This is a genomic window from Vibrio sp. LaRot3, from assembly GCF_027587025.1.
Classification (GTDB): Bacteria; Pseudomonadota; Gammaproteobacteria; order Enterobacterales; family Vibrionaceae; genus Vibrio.
In genome coordinates this window covers 51,612-68,496 of the sequence record NZ_JAPPTI010000007.1, presented here as the reverse complement: position 1 = coordinate 68,496, position 16,885 = coordinate 51,612, and the positions used below count along the sequence as shown (strand labels likewise).

Here is a 16,885-nt window from a genome sequence, read left to right as displayed (position 1 = left end):
TTCTCCGTTAATTATTTTTATGAAAGACATACAGATAAACAGGGTTCTCTGCTTGCAGTCTTTGATAGCCGGCTAGCGGCTGAGTGTTCGCTACATTGAGCACTTGTAGCTGATATTGTTGGTTATTGAGTTCAGCCCAAGCTTGAACTTGCTGCTGAGTTTCTAACGTCACTGCGCTGACTACAATTCGGCCATTCACCTGCAATACTTGCCACGCAGCATTCAAAATATCGCTCATCTCTCCTCGAGAGCCACCAATAAAAACACCGTTTGGCGCATCGAAATTGTCAAGACCTAAAGGCGCTTTAGAATGAATTAATGCCACGTTATCAACGCTATGGCTTTGAAGGTTATGCGTTATGGCCTCAATGCATTCGATTTCCGATTCAATCGCCCAACCTTTGCCTTTGTAGGCTTGTTTAGCGAGCTCAATCGCAACCGACCCTGAGCCTGAGCCTATATCCCAAAAGCAATCTGTAGGTGCTAGCCTAAGCCATGCAATTGCCTGATTTCGTACTGCATATTTTGAAATAAGCCCTCGTTTAGGCACTTTTTTGGCAAAGTCATCATCAAAAGCAAACACGCCATACCCACCCCAACGCTCATTTAAGCCGCGCTGCAATAAAACAACGTTGAGGGGGTCAAACTCGTTACTCGATAACTTAGCTAACTCAGCAACGCTATATTGACGTACACGCTGTTTTGCTGAGCCCAATTGCTCGCATACCGCGACACGCCAATCTTGTTGATTATATAGCTCTAAGTGCTGCGCAATCCGCGCTGGGTGATTGGTTTCATCCGTTAGTACGGCGCATAAATCGGTATGCTGCAAAGCGCTGGTTAAGCCGAATAAAGGACGACCATGCAACGAAACAAAGCTGGCTTGCTGCCATGGCCAGCCGAGCTCTGCACAAGCTAACTGCATGCTACTCAAACTTGGAATGTAGCGTGCCGAAACACCTAACCGCTGTTGCAACGTTGCGCCAATGCCAAAAAACAATGGGTCACCAGAGGCGAGAACAACCACCTCTAGACCATCATCCAACCGAGACGAAATAGCGCTTAACCAAGCGTTAAAGCCCATTGCCATATCGAGAAATTCACCCTGAAACTGGGGAAACCAAACTTTATGCCGAGCATGACCCGCTAACACTTCCGCGTTTGCGACACTATTTACCGCTTTACTGGTTAGGCTTAAACAGCCATCTTCCGCGATACCGACAACGGTCAACTGAGGGTTCATAGCGCCTCCGTTAACAAAGCATGAATCGTTGAAACCACCAATGGGCTACCGCCTTTTCGACCGAGACTGGTGATATATGGGATATCCGTTTCAGTGAGCATTTGTTTGGATTCTTCGGCCATCACAAAGCCGACCGGGATTCCTATGATTAATGCCGGCTCTGGCCCACCTTCTTTGGCGATTTCTAAAGCTTCAATAAGAGCTGTAGGCGCATTGCCGACGGCTAGGATTGCGCCTTCTAACAACCCTTGCTCTGCGCAGTAGCGCATGGCCTCAAGCGATCGAGTTCGACCGCTTTGCTTCGCTCTCGCGATCACTTCAGGATGGCTCACAAAGCATACCGCCTCGTTGCTATTTACTGCCAAACGCTTTTTATTCAACCCACTGACAATCATACTGACATCACTAATAATCAACGCGCCGCTTTTTAATGCGACTAAGCCTTGCTCCGTCGCTTTTTCGCTGAACTTAAATAGCTGTTTGAATTCAAAATCACCAGTGGTATGAATCGCTCTGCGAACAATGTTCCACTGACTCGGCGTAAAACCATGCCCACCGTGAATCCGCTCTATTTCATCATCGATAATCGCAAAAGAGCCACTTTCTATCGCTCGTCCTTGCGCCGTCATTTGCTGCATGACGAGTTCAGTATCTGTTGTCATTGTGCTTCCTTATCCATAATTTCAGTGTGATCGCTGCAACCAGATTGGCTGACCATGGATTTACTTTCGTTATCACGCTGGTTAATTGGAAAACTGTTAGCGAGTTGAGGCCCATCGAAATCAACTAAGGTCACCTCTACCGGGAACTGATGTTTGATGTATTCGCTTGCATGCTGTTGTGCAAGTAAACATAAGTCAGCCAGAAACGCTTGCTGTCGCTCCGTTCCCCGAACTAAATCCAGCACTTGTCGACCAGTTCGACTATTGGCTATCTCATTAACTAAATGGCTTGGATAACCACAATGATCCGCTCTATCTGCAAGCAAACCAAAATCGATACCATGGCCAGAGACATGAGTCATCATCCTCCCAGATATCAACTTGCAAAGCTTACCAATCATGACCACTAAATGTATTGAGTTGGCATTACAACGCTTTGCACAGCGCAGCCCAACACCAATGAAATCCCCCGCTTGAATAAACTGCATCGGTACAAACTGCGGGTAAATCTTCATCGCGGCGGCTTCTGTTCGGCCACCCGTGGTCAAACAAAATGCTCGGTGACCATTCTCAGTACCAATTTCAATACTCTGTCTAACCGAAGCAGCGTAAGCGGAAGTAGAGAATGGCTTAACCGTCCCCCGCGTCCCTAATATTGAGATACCGCCAATCAAGCCAAGCCTTTCACTGATGGTCTGCTTGGCGGCTTCTTCTCCTTTGGGCACTGAAATAGTAATGACTAGACCTTGAGTCGGTTGCTCCGAGTGCTTACGCTCTCTTTCGACCATTGCTAAGATATTTGCTTTGGGTACGGGATTTATAGCTGGTTGGCCTACCGCCAGCTCTAAACCGGGTAAAGTAACCGTAGCCACGCCTAGACCACCCTTCACTTCAATGGCATGCCCATTGATCGGTTCAATTAATGCGTGAATGGCTAAGCCATGAGTACAATCAGGGTCATCGCCACCGTCTTTAATCACTTGTGCCAAGACTCCGCTATCCGCAGGCAAGTAGTTCACTGCAAACTCAGCGTTATCACCATTGGGCAAAGTGATCGTAATGTTCGAAGGGTTTTGTTTACTTAACAGGGCACGAGCAGCGGCTGCACTTGCTGCAGCTGCGCAAGCACCCGTTGTGAAACCGGTTCTTAGTTCACCTTTATGGCTTGAACGTTTGAGACGAGACATGATCAGCTACTCAAACGCATCACCAGATTATGACAATTGAGGCTAACTTTATTGAAAGATCGCGAAAAGACCCTGCCATGGTTCGGATGCTGACAGAGTAGAAAAATTGTGGCTAACACGTTCCGTAGCGCCATAAAACACTCCTGTGTTTAACGCCAACAGCTCGAACCGATACCTAAGCATCAACAAATCCGAAACTGGGTGCTCCCGCCCATACTGCCGGCCAACGTTAAGCTTAGGTACTCTGACTCGGTAGTGGCGATAACTCGCATGCAATAAAACAGCACATCTTCGATGTTATCGATCTCTACCTTACAGTTGCGGGTACAGTTTAGGCCTTTCACCTAATTCCCCTAAACTCAGTGGATGCAGCGATAATGACAGGAATGAAAATAGTTCTTATTGATTCAGATCAGTTTGAGAAAACGATTGCGGGATTTTATGTGCTTTGGATTTAAAAAGAGAGTAATCGCCAATCTTTTGCGCTTAAGGTCGATCATTTTCCTGCTCTTTGTAGAACAAAAATCTCTATAAAGCGTTGACCATAAACTCAATTTACGTATGGTTATTATTTATCCATCAAGAAAAGGAATTCTTTGTGACGCAGTATTATGTCAGTGACGATCGCAGCAAAATCGACTTTGACGTCGTCCATCACTTTTTATCCAATAGCTATTGGTCAGCCGGTATTCCTGCAGAAACCTTGCGTCGCGGCCTAAAGCATTCACTCTGCTTTGGCGTGTATGACCAGCAAGATAATCAAGCCGGGTTCGCGCGAGTGATCAGTGACTACGCAACTTATGCGTATATCTTGGATGTGTTTGTATTGGAACAGCACCGTGGACAAGGCTTAGGTAAAAAGCTGATTGATACCATTTTAAAGCATCCTGACTTGCAAGGATTGCGACGTGTTTCGCTCGGCACTAAAGACGCGCATGGCTTGTACGCTCAATATGGTTTTACGCCAATCGATAATCCAGAAAATGTAATGCACATTTGGCAGCCTGAGCTCTATCAATCCAATGAACTAATTTAGCATAAACATAAGCCCTGCGTTTTGCAGGGCTTCATTTTAGCGGCCAATTACCAGTATTTAGCATCATTCAGGGCTTCTACACATCTTGTCGTCCCTGAAACGGGAGTAATGTTGCTCCCGGTTAGTGAAACAGCAAGCCATCCATTTGGGTAGCTTAGTGGGAAAGGAGCTGGAATAATGCTTTCTGCGATCTGCTTGAACCCCACTTTGCTATAAAAGCTTGGGTCCCCATAAGTAACGGCTATAAAATTGCCTGCCTTTGACATTTGATTCAACCCATAGTTAATCAATGCCTGCCCAATCCCTTGCCCTTGAACTGACGTTGAAACAGCAACAGGAGACAGCAAACACATCCTTTCTCTTTCATTTGAGTCAACTTCATTGTCGAGCGGCGTAAAGACAATCGCTCCCATGATTTGTTCATCTTCACTAATAGCGACAAAGCACTCTAGATCATGGCTCGCTGTCTTGACGAATAAATCTTTGACTAGCATTGCAATTACTTGGCCTTCTTCAGCACCTTCAGAATCGGCAAACGTATCTAAAAACAACTGTTCAATCTGGCTTGTTTGGGTGGCTAGGTAACGCGAGAACTTCATTTAATTCCATAATCACTTCAAATAGACCCCGATATTATATAACCAGTTTAATTGTATGTAGAAACAAAAGAGCCCAAGCATGGCTTGGGCTCTAAAAATACAATCACGAGTGATAGTAAGGCGAAATCAGTTACCAGATCTCATCAGTAATGGTTTCTTTATATTGCTCAGATTTAGCAATATCTTCCTTCGACATGTATTTCTTCACATCGCGAATCTCTTTCACTGCATCTTCATCACCATTCTCTTCGGCAATCTCAAACCAAGCGAGTGATTTCACAAAATCGCTAGGGATACCATGACCATTGCGATACGCGTAACCAACCATATATTGAGCGTAAACATTGTCTAGCATGGCCGCTTTTTCAAAGAACAAAAACGCTTGGGCGTAATCTGTCTTTTTAAAGCCACAACGTTGTTTGTATTCAGGGTAGTAATAGATATCGCCCATCTTTGCAAACGAACGTGGGTGCTCGTCAAATTCAATCGCACGTTCTAGCCACTGCATCGCTTTTTTACAGCTGGTTTCAACACCTTCGCCATTCAAGTAAGAAATACCTAGGTTGTACATTGCGCTGATGTTTTCTTTTTCAGCTGCTTGCTCAAACCAATAGGCGGCTTTGGCGTAGTCTTGAGTCACACCTACGCCATCATTGTAAGAAAACGCTAGCTGGTACATCGCATCGTCAGAGCCTAACTTAGCGGCTTTTAGGTAGTAATCGTTGCCTTTGCGAACATCTGCCTCTGTGCCTTCACCGTCGAAGTACATAACGCCAAGGCTGTATAAAACATAAGGATCGTTGCCAGCTTCTGCTTTATGGAAAAGCGCTAATGCTTCTTCATAGTTTCCGTCCATGTACTCCATGTCCGCTTTAACGGTTTCTGCACCATCATGGCCAGTTTTTACCGCGCGTTCGATGTAGTCATGACCAAGATCTATCCCATCTTGCATAATTGAGTTATCAATCAGCAGTTGGCCGGCTTGGAACAACACGTCGGGATCATTTGAGTTTTGAGCCTGCTTTAACAATTCTAAGTCTTCGCCTTCGAATTCTTCCCAACTTAAGTCATAGCTATGAGCTTGATATGAGATCAACAACGCAGCAGAGGTGAGGAGAGCTAATGAACGTTTTTTCATAATTACCTAAATATAATTTATTGAATTTATTAGTTTTAGCCAATCCTATAGATCAATCCTTCCAAGCTCCAGACAAATAATAGACAATGAAACTTCAATCATTACAATGTGATAAAAGTCACACTAAGAGCCTTTAATTTACGGATTTCGCCTTCAATTACGTTCATTGTTTCCCTTTTTTAACCCCTTCATACTCTTCATCAAACTCAATAGATGCATGAAAAATATGAATAAATTAAAACTTACTACCCTCTCTATTGCTATTGCACTTCTCGCTGGTTGTGGCAGTGACGAAGCTAGCGATAACACGTCAAACAATGGCAATACTCCTAACACGTCAAAGAACCAAGTCTTGTTGGATAAAGCTGCGAACGTTTCCATCACCGATTCTGGCTCGTTTCTAAGTAAATGTACCGGCGGCGTTGGAAACACTTACCAAACCGAAAACCTCTTCATTGAAGCAACGGCTGCCAATATTACAGCAAGCCAGCTGCAACAAGCTGGTCAAATTGCGCAGGTCGCACTAAACGAGTTGATGGCAGATGCTAACCTAACTTCCGCAGAGCTTGGATTAAACAACAGTCGTTGGACAGTATGTTTTAACGACCCTAACGGTGCGGGTTACTCTGGTTCTGCTTACGAGAATCGCTGGGAACAACACCTTAAATCCGATCCTAGCGATCTGTACCGCCTAGCGAAGCACGAGATGACACACGTTGCGGGTTTTGAATTCTTTGGCGGTGAGACCAACAGTGGTGAAGTGTATAAGTGGTTCACTGAGGCACTTGCAGTTTATATTGCCCAAGCAGATAAAATTGTCCCTGCACGCGAGATAGACAATTACGCCAGCACTTCAGGCATTGTTTCACCAATCACTGTTGACACTTACTTGACCGAAGACACCGTTAAACAAAAATACGAGAACGTCTACGATGTTTACGTGACAACTATTGCCGTGCTTAGCAAAAAATACGGTATTTCGGTACGAGAATGGTTCGATCTTTACACACAAGCTAAGTCATCTGGCGACTTTAAAACCGCTTTTGATGCCTTTATGGCTGCAAAGAGTGCGACAGGGATTACACATACTCATCTAGAAAATCTGACAAACTGGAAAAACCTAGTAGCAGATTACGTTGAAAGTGATATGTCTAATCAGATAAACATCGAAGCAGACTACCCTGCAGAATTTGTGTTTATTGAGGCAATCAACTACAAAAATAGCGGTGTTTCAGCCCAAATTGGCCGCAGCGATGTAGCTGCTACAACAGGAACGGTCTACTACAATGGTGACAGCATCGCCGATGGCACGCACAAGGTCTTCACTGAAAGCGAAATCAGCGGCAAATGGTACATGATTGGTCCAGTAAACGTCGAGTTTAGCAATGGCGACGTGGTCAATACCAACACCATTAACTTTAAAGGCGCACCTAAGGAAGAATATACTGACTAACCTGATTAAGAACTCAATCGACTTAGATGAATTCATCAAATAAAAACAAAGCCCTTAGTAGGGCTTTGTTTTCTCTATATAAACTCAATACAATTTAACTACGCTCGTTAAAGGTATCTCTTAGCCCGGTAAGCTCAGTCGCTTTAACCGAAATATCACTTGATTGAGAATTTACTATCTCAGCTTGTTGCGCATTGTGCTGAGAGAGACTGTCAATTTGTTCAATGTTACTGCTGATCTCTTTCGAGAGATGGGCTTGATGCTGTGCTACTTCACTGATCTGCTGTGACAGTTCAGAAATACTTGCCATTGACCCCATGACAGCTGATAAAGATTGCTGAGATTGCAGTGCTTGATCAACACAGTGATCGACCGTCTCTTTCTCTTTACCCATTTCAGATTGCCAATGACGTAGTGTTTCTTGCATTCCAGAAATAGAAGCCTGAATTTGCTCTGTTGCAGAATTCGTTCGAGAAGAAAGGTTTCGCACCTCATCAGCTACTACTGCAAAGCCACGGCCAGACTCCCCTGCCCTTGCTGCTTCAATTGCAGCGTTGAGTGCAAGTAAGTTAGTTTGTTCAGCAATGCCTTTAATCTCTACCATGATGGCATCGATTCGTTCGGCTTCTTGAGTCAGCTCAGCAGAAGATTCGCTCGATTTCTGAATTTGACCCGACAAAGAATCAATCGCCGTTTTGGTTTGATGCATATTTGATTCTGCATTAATGCATTGCTGATTCGCTTGTTCCACTTGCTCGGAAGCTTGCGTAATGCGCTGTTCAACATCATCAATAGCGGTCACGATTTTCTCTACCGAATGGCTAATATGATGAATCTCTGTTGCTTCTTGCTCTACGCCGCCTTGTGTATCTTCAGCGGCCTTTTTCAAATTCAGCACGTTTTGCTCAAGGCCGCTGCATTGATCCTGAACACGGCCAAGTATTGTATGGATTTTCCCGTGCGCCATTTTCAAGTGGTAATCTGCAACGCCATGTGGTTGAGCCCCCGAGAAAACCAAACGAGAGACACTGTCGTATTGACCTAATAACTTGGTGTAGAACTGCGGAGCTGAGAAAATTTCAGGTTGGAAGCAGACAAAAGGCAACGCCAACAGTAATACGCTTAATAACGGTAACCAATAGCTACCAGCGACAATTGCAGCGCCTAAAGAAATAAAAGCCACCAATCGAAACTTAAACTGACTCCAGAACGGTACGAGTGCTTTACCTGCATTTACCTTTCTGTATAGACGTTCAGCCCGTTGTTTAAGCTTATCATCAAGGGGAGAACGTACCGACTGATAGCCCACTACCGAACCATTGCGTAAAATAGGCGTCACAAACGCATCTACCCAATAGTAGCGACCATCTTTACAACGGTTCTTCACCGCTCCACGCCATGAAGCGCCAGCTTCAAGGTTAACCCATAAATCTTTAAATGCGGCTTTGGGCATATCGGGATGACGCACAATATTATGATTAGTGTTCACTAATTCTTCTTGGCTGTATCCGCAAACCCGAGAAAATGCCTCATTGGCGTAAGTAATTACGCCTCTCTTGTCAGTAGTAGAAACCAGTTCTTCACTAAATTTAACTTCTTCATCTACGACATTCTTATTTCTGCGACCCATTTCTTGTCTCATCTCTGCGATAAACGCCGCATAAGTTACACTTTTTGGGTAGTTGATATCCACATTTTCCGTAGAGTTAATTCTATAAATTTGAAGTTAATAGAATTAGTGCATTATTTAGACAAAATGTTGCATACAAGTTTGCATAAATTGCATCAATAAGCGCCTAAATTTTCTTGATTAAGAAGGAGGGAAATTGAAGTTTTAACAAGAACTTAAGGAAGGAAAAATAAATAAAATGATCAATTAAACAATTATAAAACAAACACTTTTTCCAAAAGTTAAATAATCAAACACCTGTAATCATCTCAAATTATAGAAGCAAAACACATTCATAAAATCTATGCGTGCGACGTACATCAACATGCATGTGCCACAAGCGATCAAAAAGCACCCAACAAGTTACTGTTTTGTAAATACTTTAGATTAATAAATAGTCAACTTTCATGCACAAAATGAGTAAGCACGAAAATCGTACTCATATCGACCAAAAATAACGTTTAGCGATCTGAGGGATGATTAATACCATCGTTAATCGGCACAGGCTCAAGATCATAAGGATTAATATCATCTAAACAGGCGACATTAATTGCGTATTGATATGGATTGGATCGACGTTGATGATGGGTGTATATACCACAAGTCTTACAAAAGTAATGTTTTGCGGTCATAGTATTAAATTGATAGCAGGTCAGATTGTCTTCCCCTTCAATCACCTTTAAGTTTTCTAACAGCACTGATGCTGCCATAGCACCACGTTTCCTACACATCGAACACGTACAGCGCCTTGGGTCTTCAATTCCATTCGGCAGAGTCAGTTCTAATACCACAGTGCCGCAATGACAGCGGGCTTGGTGTACAGGCTTAACATCCATATCTAGCTCCTACTTAAAAAAATCAGTGCCATTAAATTGAGTTGCAGATTTTTAAATTGAAACCCAATATCTTGCCAATTGACACTGAAAGGTTGCGCCAAAAATAACGTTATCTAACTGACCTCCGTTAGCCTCTATAACACGACGTGAAGCAATATTGTCCTCATCAGCGGTAATCAATGCTCGGGATATATCTAATGATTTTAGTTCAGGTAGTACAGCTGCCAACATTGCCTTTCCGTACCCCTGTCCACGCTGGGATGGAGCAATGTCATAACCTATATGACCGCCTTCTTGGCTAAGAAACGTATTATCTATGTTATGACGTACTCGTATCACTCCCACGATCTGCCCTTGTGGATTGATAAACCAATGATGAGAACAAGGAACATAAGTCGGTTTTAAGTTGATTCCTTGCGCTTCATCTAGCAAAGAGCGTACATAGGCAGAGAAATTCGACATACATTCCGCATAGCACTCACCATTTACTGGATCGTTCTTCACGTAGTCAAAGTAGAATTGCTCAAATGCGTGTTGATAGTTTGGGGAGGGAACAACTAGCTCCATGTCTTATCCTCTCATTACATCAAATAACTAAGATAAGACAAAGAGTTAGTAAGGGGAAGTAATAAGACTAAAAACCCAACGCAGATATCAGCCGATAAGGCCAAGTCACACTACCAGAATTAATAACGTCGAAAAGAGTGAAAAACACCACACAAATCACTGCCAGCTTAGCTAGCCTCTTAAACAAAAACATAATCTTATCCGTTACTGATCAATGCCTTCACGCATCATGAGGCAGGTATGACGTTAGTATATCCGAAACTGATTAGCATGCATGAAGATAATCAAGTCGATTCGTTAGTAGATGTAAACTCATACTCTATCAGCACACCTCTTCATCTGGCAGATAAAAGAAAAGCCCTTTCCAAACGGAAAGGGCTTTAGCTTAGTTCCCAAAATGAGTAGAGTTTTATAGCAGCTCTACTGACTGCTGTGCAATTACGAATTCTTCGTTAGTAGGGATAACCATTGCAACTGCATCTAGCACTGCAGATTTCGCGATAACACCTGCGTTACCAAAGCGAGCATCTTCATTACCCTTAGCGTCTTCTACAAAACCAAGAAGTTTCAGATTGCTTAGAATCTCACGGCGAATTGGCAGTGAGTTTTCACCAATACCACCAGTGAAGATGATGCCGTCGAATGAATCTAGCGCTGCAAGGTAAGATGCAATGTATTTAGACACACGGTATGTAAATACTTGGAATGCTAAAGTTGCACCTTCGTGACCCTCTTCCATCGCTTCTAAAATACCGCGAGCATCGCTTGTTAGGCCAGATACACCTAAGAAGCCAGAAGCTTTGTTCAATGAATTGAACACTTTCTCTTGAGACCAACCTTTCTTAAGAAGGTACTCGATGATGCCTGGGTCAAGGTCACCACAACGTGTGCCCATCATCAGACCAGACAGTGGCGTGAAGCCCATTGAGGTATCAACAGACTCACCATTATTAATCGCACAAACAGAAGCACCGTTACCTAGGTGAACAGAGATGAAGCTTGATTCTTCTACAGGCTTGTCAATCATCTTCGCAGCTTCACGGCTCACGTAGTAGTGGCTAGTACCGTGGAAACCGTAACGACGCACACCAAATTCAGAGTAAAGTTCTTTCGCAATCGCACCAGTGAATGCTCTCGCTGGCATGGTTTGGTGGAATGCCGTGTCGAATACTGCAAACTGAGGTAATGCAGGGAAAGCAGTCATAGCCGCTTGAATGCCTTTCGCACCAGCAGGGTTGTGGAGCGGAGCTAGGTCTGAAAGACGTTCAATCTCGGCTAAAACATGCTCATCGATACGTACTGTCGATGTAAACTTCTCACCACCGTGAACAATGCGGTGGCCTACTGCTACTAAGTCTGATGAGAAACCTAATGTCTCGATAAGCGCAACAATGCGGTTAATCGCATGTTGGTGATGGTTATCTGCCGCAGTGATGGCTTCTTCGGTTTTTTCGCCGTTATATTTCCAACTGATAACTGCTTCAGGTAAACCAAAGCATTCGCCTAAGCCACTAACAAGCGCGTCGCCCGTATTTGAATCGATGACTGCGAACTTAAGAGAAGAGCTACCAGAGTTAATAACCAACACTAACGAGTTAGACATGAGGTATGTATCCTGTTTCAGACTTAATGTAGAAGCAGATGCTTCATTGTTTAATGAGTTTAAATATTAAAATAATTTTTAAATCTTTCAACTTTCTTTTAGCTTTAATTGCAGGACAAACGTTTTTTTCTTGATCTAAAGCAAGAATCAATTTTATTTGCGGTTGGAAATTATTCGAAAAGCATTCAATACCTTGCATAGACCTACTAAAAACAAGGCATAGCGGAAAGTGAGCAACTCCATTTTAACGTCTTACATCGCCTGTTCACATGCCTCTTTTGAGGCATTTTATGCACAAAAATCGACTAGATAAAGCGCAAAACATAAACAATGACCATCAATGCAAACTTTCAAGCATTACAAAATTTTTGAATCGAACTCATAGTTTGATGACAATTTGAACAAGTCTATATGGCGTTCAACTAGATTTTAAACCAAAAAAAACTGCCCAAAATGGGCAGCTAATGCAACAACACATTTAATGAAGGTTAAAAATGGTAAGCTGCAGACAGTTTAAAGTTACGGCCCGGCTCAAAGTCATCCGCTAAATACGTACCTACCGGATTGCGTGATGAGTCGTATAGTGTCCCTACGCCACTGGTTGAGGCATGTGATGTGTAAGTCTCATCAAACACGTTATCAATACCAAACGTAACAGACAGGTTGTCATGTTGTGTCGGTACCCATTGAACATAAAGGTTGTGTACGTCGTAGCCTTCTTTCACTGGATTACCTTGAAGAACATTGTCTTCGTCCATAACAAATTGTGAGTTCCAACCGAAGATAAGACCTAAATCATCCATTTGATAATCAAGCGTCAAAGACACTGAATCACCAATATCTTTACTGCGCGGCATGCTACCGGTTGAAGCGTATGGACCACCATCTGTTACGTTGTCAGCATCGCTTTTCGCATAGCTTAGCTTACCGGTGAAACCTTGGTAACCGTACACACCAGACAGCTCGAAACCTTCTAGTTCAATATCGAAACCGTTTTGGATGTAATAGCCACTGATGGAACGATCATAACCTTCAATGATGTAGTCATCGATTTGGGTTTTAAATACCGTTAGGTTAGACCCGAAGTAGTGTTCCCCCGCCCAGTGATTAAACTTAAACCCGACTTGGCTATTTCGACCCGTTTCTGGACGCAGCTCCTCCGCCAGAACCGTACTTTGTTGGAACTGGATGAATGTCTCTAACAGTTCAGGCGCTTTAAACAGCGTGCGCGTGCTTGCGAAAACTTGGAATGAATCCGTTACATCAAACTCACCAGCAATCGCCCAAGTCACTTCGTCGTAGCTGGTATCACTGGTTTCCGCTTTGCGATGATAATCGTCGTAGCGAATACCTAAAGTTAGCGCAAACTGCTCAATGAGTTGAATCCTATCTTCTAGGAAGATAGCCGTGCTGATTGCATCTTCATCCATGTATTGAACACCGTCGTAGGTGCTCGACGAGTTTTTGTCCATGTAATCAAAACCGTAAGTAACGGTATTACCGATAGAGCCAAGCTCAATATCCGATTGCACCTTAGCACTCAAACCCACGTTTTGGTTCTTCGCTGTATTGATACTGTCTCTGTTTAAGACCCCCCACGACGTCGGGGTTTCATCACGAGTAATTTCTGTGGTTGAGCTGTATAAGGTGACATCTGCATTATGATTTGCACTGGTAAACTCATACCCTAAGCGAACCGTATCGCGATCGTATTCTGTCGGTAACAACAAATCAGCGTCACGACCTGTTGTATTCGCATCTTGACCACGGTCAGGACGCGCACTGTATTCACCTTCGTCACGATATAAATCGTAAGACAGTTCGAATCTATGCTGGTCAGACGGTTCAAAACCAAATTTGCCTAGGATGTTGTAGATTTCACCATCGACGCCATAAGTCTCTGTACCGTTGCCATCTTCAAAGTTGTCATTGTCCACGCCATGTATGTACAACATGCCATCGATCTTGTCGCTCAATTGCGCATAACCGGTGATTGACCCTTTATGGCTGGCGTTACTTGCATATCCACCATATACGCGGACACCTACGCTTTCGCCGCCACGCAGCAGTTCTTTGGCATCTTTGGTTTCAAAATAGACTGAGCCACCTAGGCCACCTTGAACAACCGAGTTGTTACCTACTTGAATCTCAGCCGACTTTAGAATGTCAGGGTTAAGAGTAAGGTTACCAATATGGTGGAACATATTGGCGTGCTGAGAAGCGCCATCAAGGCGAATGTCTAAATCGGTTTCACCTAAACCACGGATATTAATACGCTGATTGACTGAATGCGTACCGCCAACATCAACGCCCGGTACATCACGCAGCAAGTCAGACATATGATCAGCCTGCTTTAGCGACATATCATCAGCACCGATAGACTCCGAGCTACTTGATACTTTCGTCCCCCAAACGACTACTTCGTCGAAATATGCACTTTCTTCGGCCAATGCAGAGAATGAAAGCGCCAGACCAACGGCCAAACACACGACTGACTTATGGGGTTTAACTCGAATGTCCCTTTTCATGAACTTCCTCTTTAAATCTAAATGATAACAATTCGCAAGCATGATAGGATTGAACCCTCATTTCACAAAGTGAATTGAGTTATGCACAATCGCATTCATGTTATGAGGAAATACAGCATGGGCGTCGGTACTAAATCTCGACCAAGACTAGAAAAAGTAGCACTTACTAAGAAAATTGAGGAATCAGAAAAGCAGCTCATCGTCGGTGTTAGCCGCAGAAACAATGGCCCGTTAGTCGAAGGACATTTTGTCTCTCATCGCGTCGATGATTGTTTTACATTGCATGGCAGCAGAAGCGAAGAACTGACTGATTCTAATATTGTCTCAACAGCGCCTGTCTCCATCATCGTAACGCTACTGCTGCAAGGCCACTTAGAATTTGGCTATGATGATTTAGAGTTTAATCTCGATGCGCGTATAAAAGCGGAAGGCATTCTAGTTAACCTGACAAAGCCTGCGAACTTTCGACGCCGCATCACCAAAGGTAACCATGTCACCAAACTAAATCTAATGCTGAAACCCGATTGGATCTTGGCGCGCAGTTCCGAGACATGCCGCGTGCGTCAATTTTTAAAGGGCCACAAAAACTCAATCCGATTCGACCTTACTCCAGAGATCTACCAATTGGTGGACCAAGTGCTTGATTTGCACAACGCCACCAGTTTCCTCAATAAGATAAAACTCGAAAAGATTTCGATGCAGTTAATGGAAATCATTTTTGCTCAGCTTGAACAGCAAGCGATCGCGAAATCTGACACTAAGTTTGAACCCATTGCACAAGCCGATGTGGAAGATATTATCAGCTATATCGAGACCAATTTAGATAACCCGCTGACCATAGATTTAATTGCACATCGGTTCGCAATGAGCCCATCTAACATTCAACGCAAGTTCCGTAATCACATTGGCTGTACAATCAATGGCTACATCCGCACCCGACGATTAGAGATCGCTAAGCAACATTTAGAGCGCGGTATTATCTCTATCACCGAAGCCGCATACGAGGCAGGCTATACCCACCCTTCTAACTTTACCATCGCGTTTAAGAAGGCCTTTGGCTATCCTCCAAACGCGATGATGCGCAAAGACATGAGTTAATGCGGCTACATGTAATAAAATCAACTGTGGTAAGCTAAGTGGATTCTCATTAAAGGTAAACGCCATGAACATTGGTCAAGTTGCCCAATTAACTGGGCTATCAAGCAAGTCAATTCGCTTATACGAAGATAAAGGCATCATCACTCCCCCATTGCGCAGTGCGTCGGGGTATCGCGAATATGGCTCGCAACATTTGCAAGAGCTAAACCTTGTTTCCCGTGCAAAAAACGCTGGATTCTCCCTTGCAGAGTGCAAAGAATTTGTTGAACTTGCCCATAACCCACATAGAAAAAGCAGTGAAGTCAAAGCCAAAGCACAAGAAAAGCTCAAAGAAGTGGAGATGAAAATCCACCAGCTGCAAGAAATCGAAAAACAGCTCAAACAGTGGGTCTCATCATGCCCCGGCAACGGCAGTAGTCAGTGCCCTATCATTGATGACTTAACTAAATAGATGATTTAACCAAATAAAAAGGCTTCCCAGTGGGAAGCCTTTTTTAGACAGAGTTGCAATCAGTAATAGGTACACATGCGCTTACCATCTTGCTCGATGATATTAAAAGGCGTTTCATAGATGCTTTCCAACACATCGGCCTGAATCACTTCCTCTACTGACCCTTGTGCTACCACTTCACCTTTCTTAAGAGCGATGATCTTGTCGGAGTAACACGCAGCAAAGTTGATGTCGTGAATCACCACCACTACTGCTTTATCCATTTCACGCGCTAAGCGACCAACGTTACGCATAATTTGCAGTGAGTGTTTAATATCTAGGTTATTCAATGGCTCATCTAAGAACACGTAGTCCGTATCTTGCGCGATGACCATTGCAATAAACGCCAGTTGTCGCTGACCACCACTCAACTCATCAAGGTATTTGTTTTGAATGTCAGCAAGATCTAAGTATTCAATCGCTTGGTTAATTACCGCTTGGTCTTGGTCGGTAAGCTTACCTTGGCTGTAAGGAAAACGGCCAAAAGCGATCATCTCACGTACCGTAAAACGCATAGTAATGTTGTTAGCTTGGCGCAGCACTGCAAGACGCTTCGCCAGCTCTTTGGTATCCCAATCGGCGAGCTCTTTGCAGTCGATGTACACTTCACCTTTGTCTTTCTCAACAAGGCGACTTGCCATTGATAACAGGGTACTTTTACCCGCGCCGTTAGGGCCAATGATTGCTGTCACTTTCCCTTTTTCAAACTCAGCACTGGCGTCGTTCACGACGGCCGTTTTACCGAATAATTTAGTTAGGCTTTGTAATTTAATCAT

General features: G+C 43.7%; 15 protein-coding genes and 1 riboswitch. Of the genes, 4 read left to right on the top strand and 11 right to left on the bottom strand.

Translation table 11 applies throughout. The features are described 5' to 3' along the window. Positions 1–7: 7 nt before the first annotated feature. Genes cbiE through OH461_RS14480 form a run of 3 tightly spaced genes read right to left on the bottom strand, consistent with a single transcriptional unit; the run spans position 8 to position 3,092 of the window. Positions 8–1,243 carry a precorrin-6y C5,15-methyltransferase (decarboxylating) subunit CbiE gene (cbiE, locus tag OH461_RS14490; RefSeq protein ID WP_270021284.1) on the bottom strand — a complete coding sequence of 412 codons (1,236 nt, stop codon included), beginning with the start codon at positions 1,241–1,243 and terminating at the stop codon, positions 8–10. Beyond that, complete coding sequence (locus OH461_RS14485; protein ID WP_270021283.1) at positions 1,240–1,905, bottom strand: precorrin-8X methylmutase; 666 nt, start codon at positions 1,903–1,905, stop codon at positions 1,240–1,242. The genes cbiE and OH461_RS14485 overlap by 4 nt, the downstream gene beginning before the upstream one ends. Next, positions 1,902–3,092 (bottom strand): cobalt-precorrin-5B (C(1))-methyltransferase, encoded by a 1,191-nt coding sequence (locus OH461_RS14480; RefSeq protein WP_270021282.1) that lies wholly within the window; start codon positions 3,090–3,092, stop codon positions 1,902–1,904. The genes OH461_RS14485 and OH461_RS14480 overlap by 4 nt, the downstream gene beginning before the upstream one ends. A 238-nt stretch (positions 3,093–3,330) precedes the next feature. Beyond that, positions 3,331–3,445, bottom strand: a riboswitch (cobalamin riboswitch). Between the two features lie 245 nt (positions 3,446–3,690). Here OH461_RS14480 and OH461_RS14475 point away from each other — a divergent pair. After that, positions 3,691–4,128, top strand: a complete 438-nt coding sequence (locus OH461_RS14475) for a GNAT family N-acetyltransferase (protein ID WP_270021281.1) — start codon at positions 3,691–3,693, stop codon at positions 4,126–4,128. Positions 4,129–4,175: 47 nt separating this feature from the next. Here OH461_RS14475 and OH461_RS14470 read toward each other — a convergent pair whose 3' ends face one another. Then, positions 4,176–4,727, bottom strand: a complete 552-nt coding sequence (locus OH461_RS14470) for a GNAT family N-acetyltransferase (RefSeq protein WP_270021280.1) — start codon at positions 4,725–4,727, stop codon at positions 4,176–4,178. A gap of 130 nt (positions 4,728–4,857) precedes the next feature. Continuing rightward, the gene (locus tag OH461_RS14465; RefSeq protein WP_270021279.1) at positions 4,858–5,865 is read right to left on the bottom strand and encodes a tetratricopeptide repeat protein; all 1,008 of its coding nucleotides are present in this window, start codon (positions 5,863–5,865) and stop codon (positions 4,858–4,860) included. 226 nt (positions 5,866–6,091) lie between these two features. Between OH461_RS14465 and OH461_RS14460 the strand changes: the two genes are divergently transcribed. Next, positions 6,092–7,318 carry a hypothetical protein gene (locus OH461_RS14460; RefSeq protein ID WP_270021278.1) on the top strand — a complete coding sequence of 409 codons (1,227 nt, stop codon included), beginning with the start codon at positions 6,092–6,094 and terminating at the stop codon, positions 7,316–7,318. Between the two features lie 94 nt (positions 7,319–7,412). Here the strand turns inward: OH461_RS14460 and OH461_RS14455 are convergent, their stop codons facing one another. The 5 genes from OH461_RS14455 to OH461_RS14435 form a co-directional block, all read right to left on the bottom strand. Beyond that, positions 7,413–9,011 carry a methyl-accepting chemotaxis protein gene (locus OH461_RS14455; RefSeq protein WP_270021277.1) on the bottom strand — a complete coding sequence of 533 codons (1,599 nt, stop codon included), beginning with the start codon at positions 9,009–9,011 and terminating at the stop codon, positions 7,413–7,415. 437 nt (positions 9,012–9,448) lie between these two features. Further along, entirely contained in the window at positions 9,449–9,823 is a 375-nt protein-coding gene (locus OH461_RS14450) for a GFA family protein (RefSeq protein WP_270021276.1), read from the bottom strand. 51 nt (positions 9,824–9,874) lie between these two features. After that, entirely contained in the window at positions 9,875–10,390 is a 516-nt protein-coding gene (locus OH461_RS14445) for a GNAT family N-acetyltransferase (protein ID WP_270021275.1), read from the bottom strand. A 409-nt stretch (positions 10,391–10,799) separates the two neighbouring features. Then, entirely contained in the window at positions 10,800–11,993 is a 1,194-nt protein-coding gene (locus tag OH461_RS14440) for an acetate/propionate family kinase (RefSeq protein ID WP_270021274.1), read from the bottom strand. A gap of 488 nt (positions 11,994–12,481) precedes the next feature. Then, positions 12,482–14,521, bottom strand: coding sequence for a TonB-dependent siderophore receptor (locus tag OH461_RS14435; RefSeq protein ID WP_270021273.1), 2,040 nt, complete (start codon positions 14,519–14,521; stop codon positions 12,482–12,484). Between the two features lie 117 nt (positions 14,522–14,638). Between OH461_RS14435 and OH461_RS14430 the strand changes: the two genes are divergently transcribed. Further along, positions 14,639–15,619 carry a helix-turn-helix domain-containing protein gene (locus OH461_RS14430; protein WP_270021272.1) on the top strand — a complete coding sequence of 327 codons (981 nt, stop codon included), beginning with the start codon at positions 14,639–14,641 and terminating at the stop codon, positions 15,617–15,619. A gap of 64 nt (positions 15,620–15,683) precedes the next feature. After that, positions 15,684–16,070, top strand: a complete 387-nt coding sequence (cueR, locus tag OH461_RS14425) for a Cu(I)-responsive transcriptional regulator (RefSeq protein WP_270021271.1) — start codon at positions 15,684–15,686, stop codon at positions 16,068–16,070. A 59-nt stretch (positions 16,071–16,129) separates the two neighbouring features. Here cueR and vctC read toward each other — a convergent pair whose 3' ends face one another. Further along, positions 16,130–16,885, bottom strand: coding sequence for an iron chelate ABC transporter ATP-binding protein VctC (gene vctC, locus OH461_RS14420; protein WP_270021270.1), 756 nt, complete (start codon positions 16,883–16,885; stop codon positions 16,130–16,132).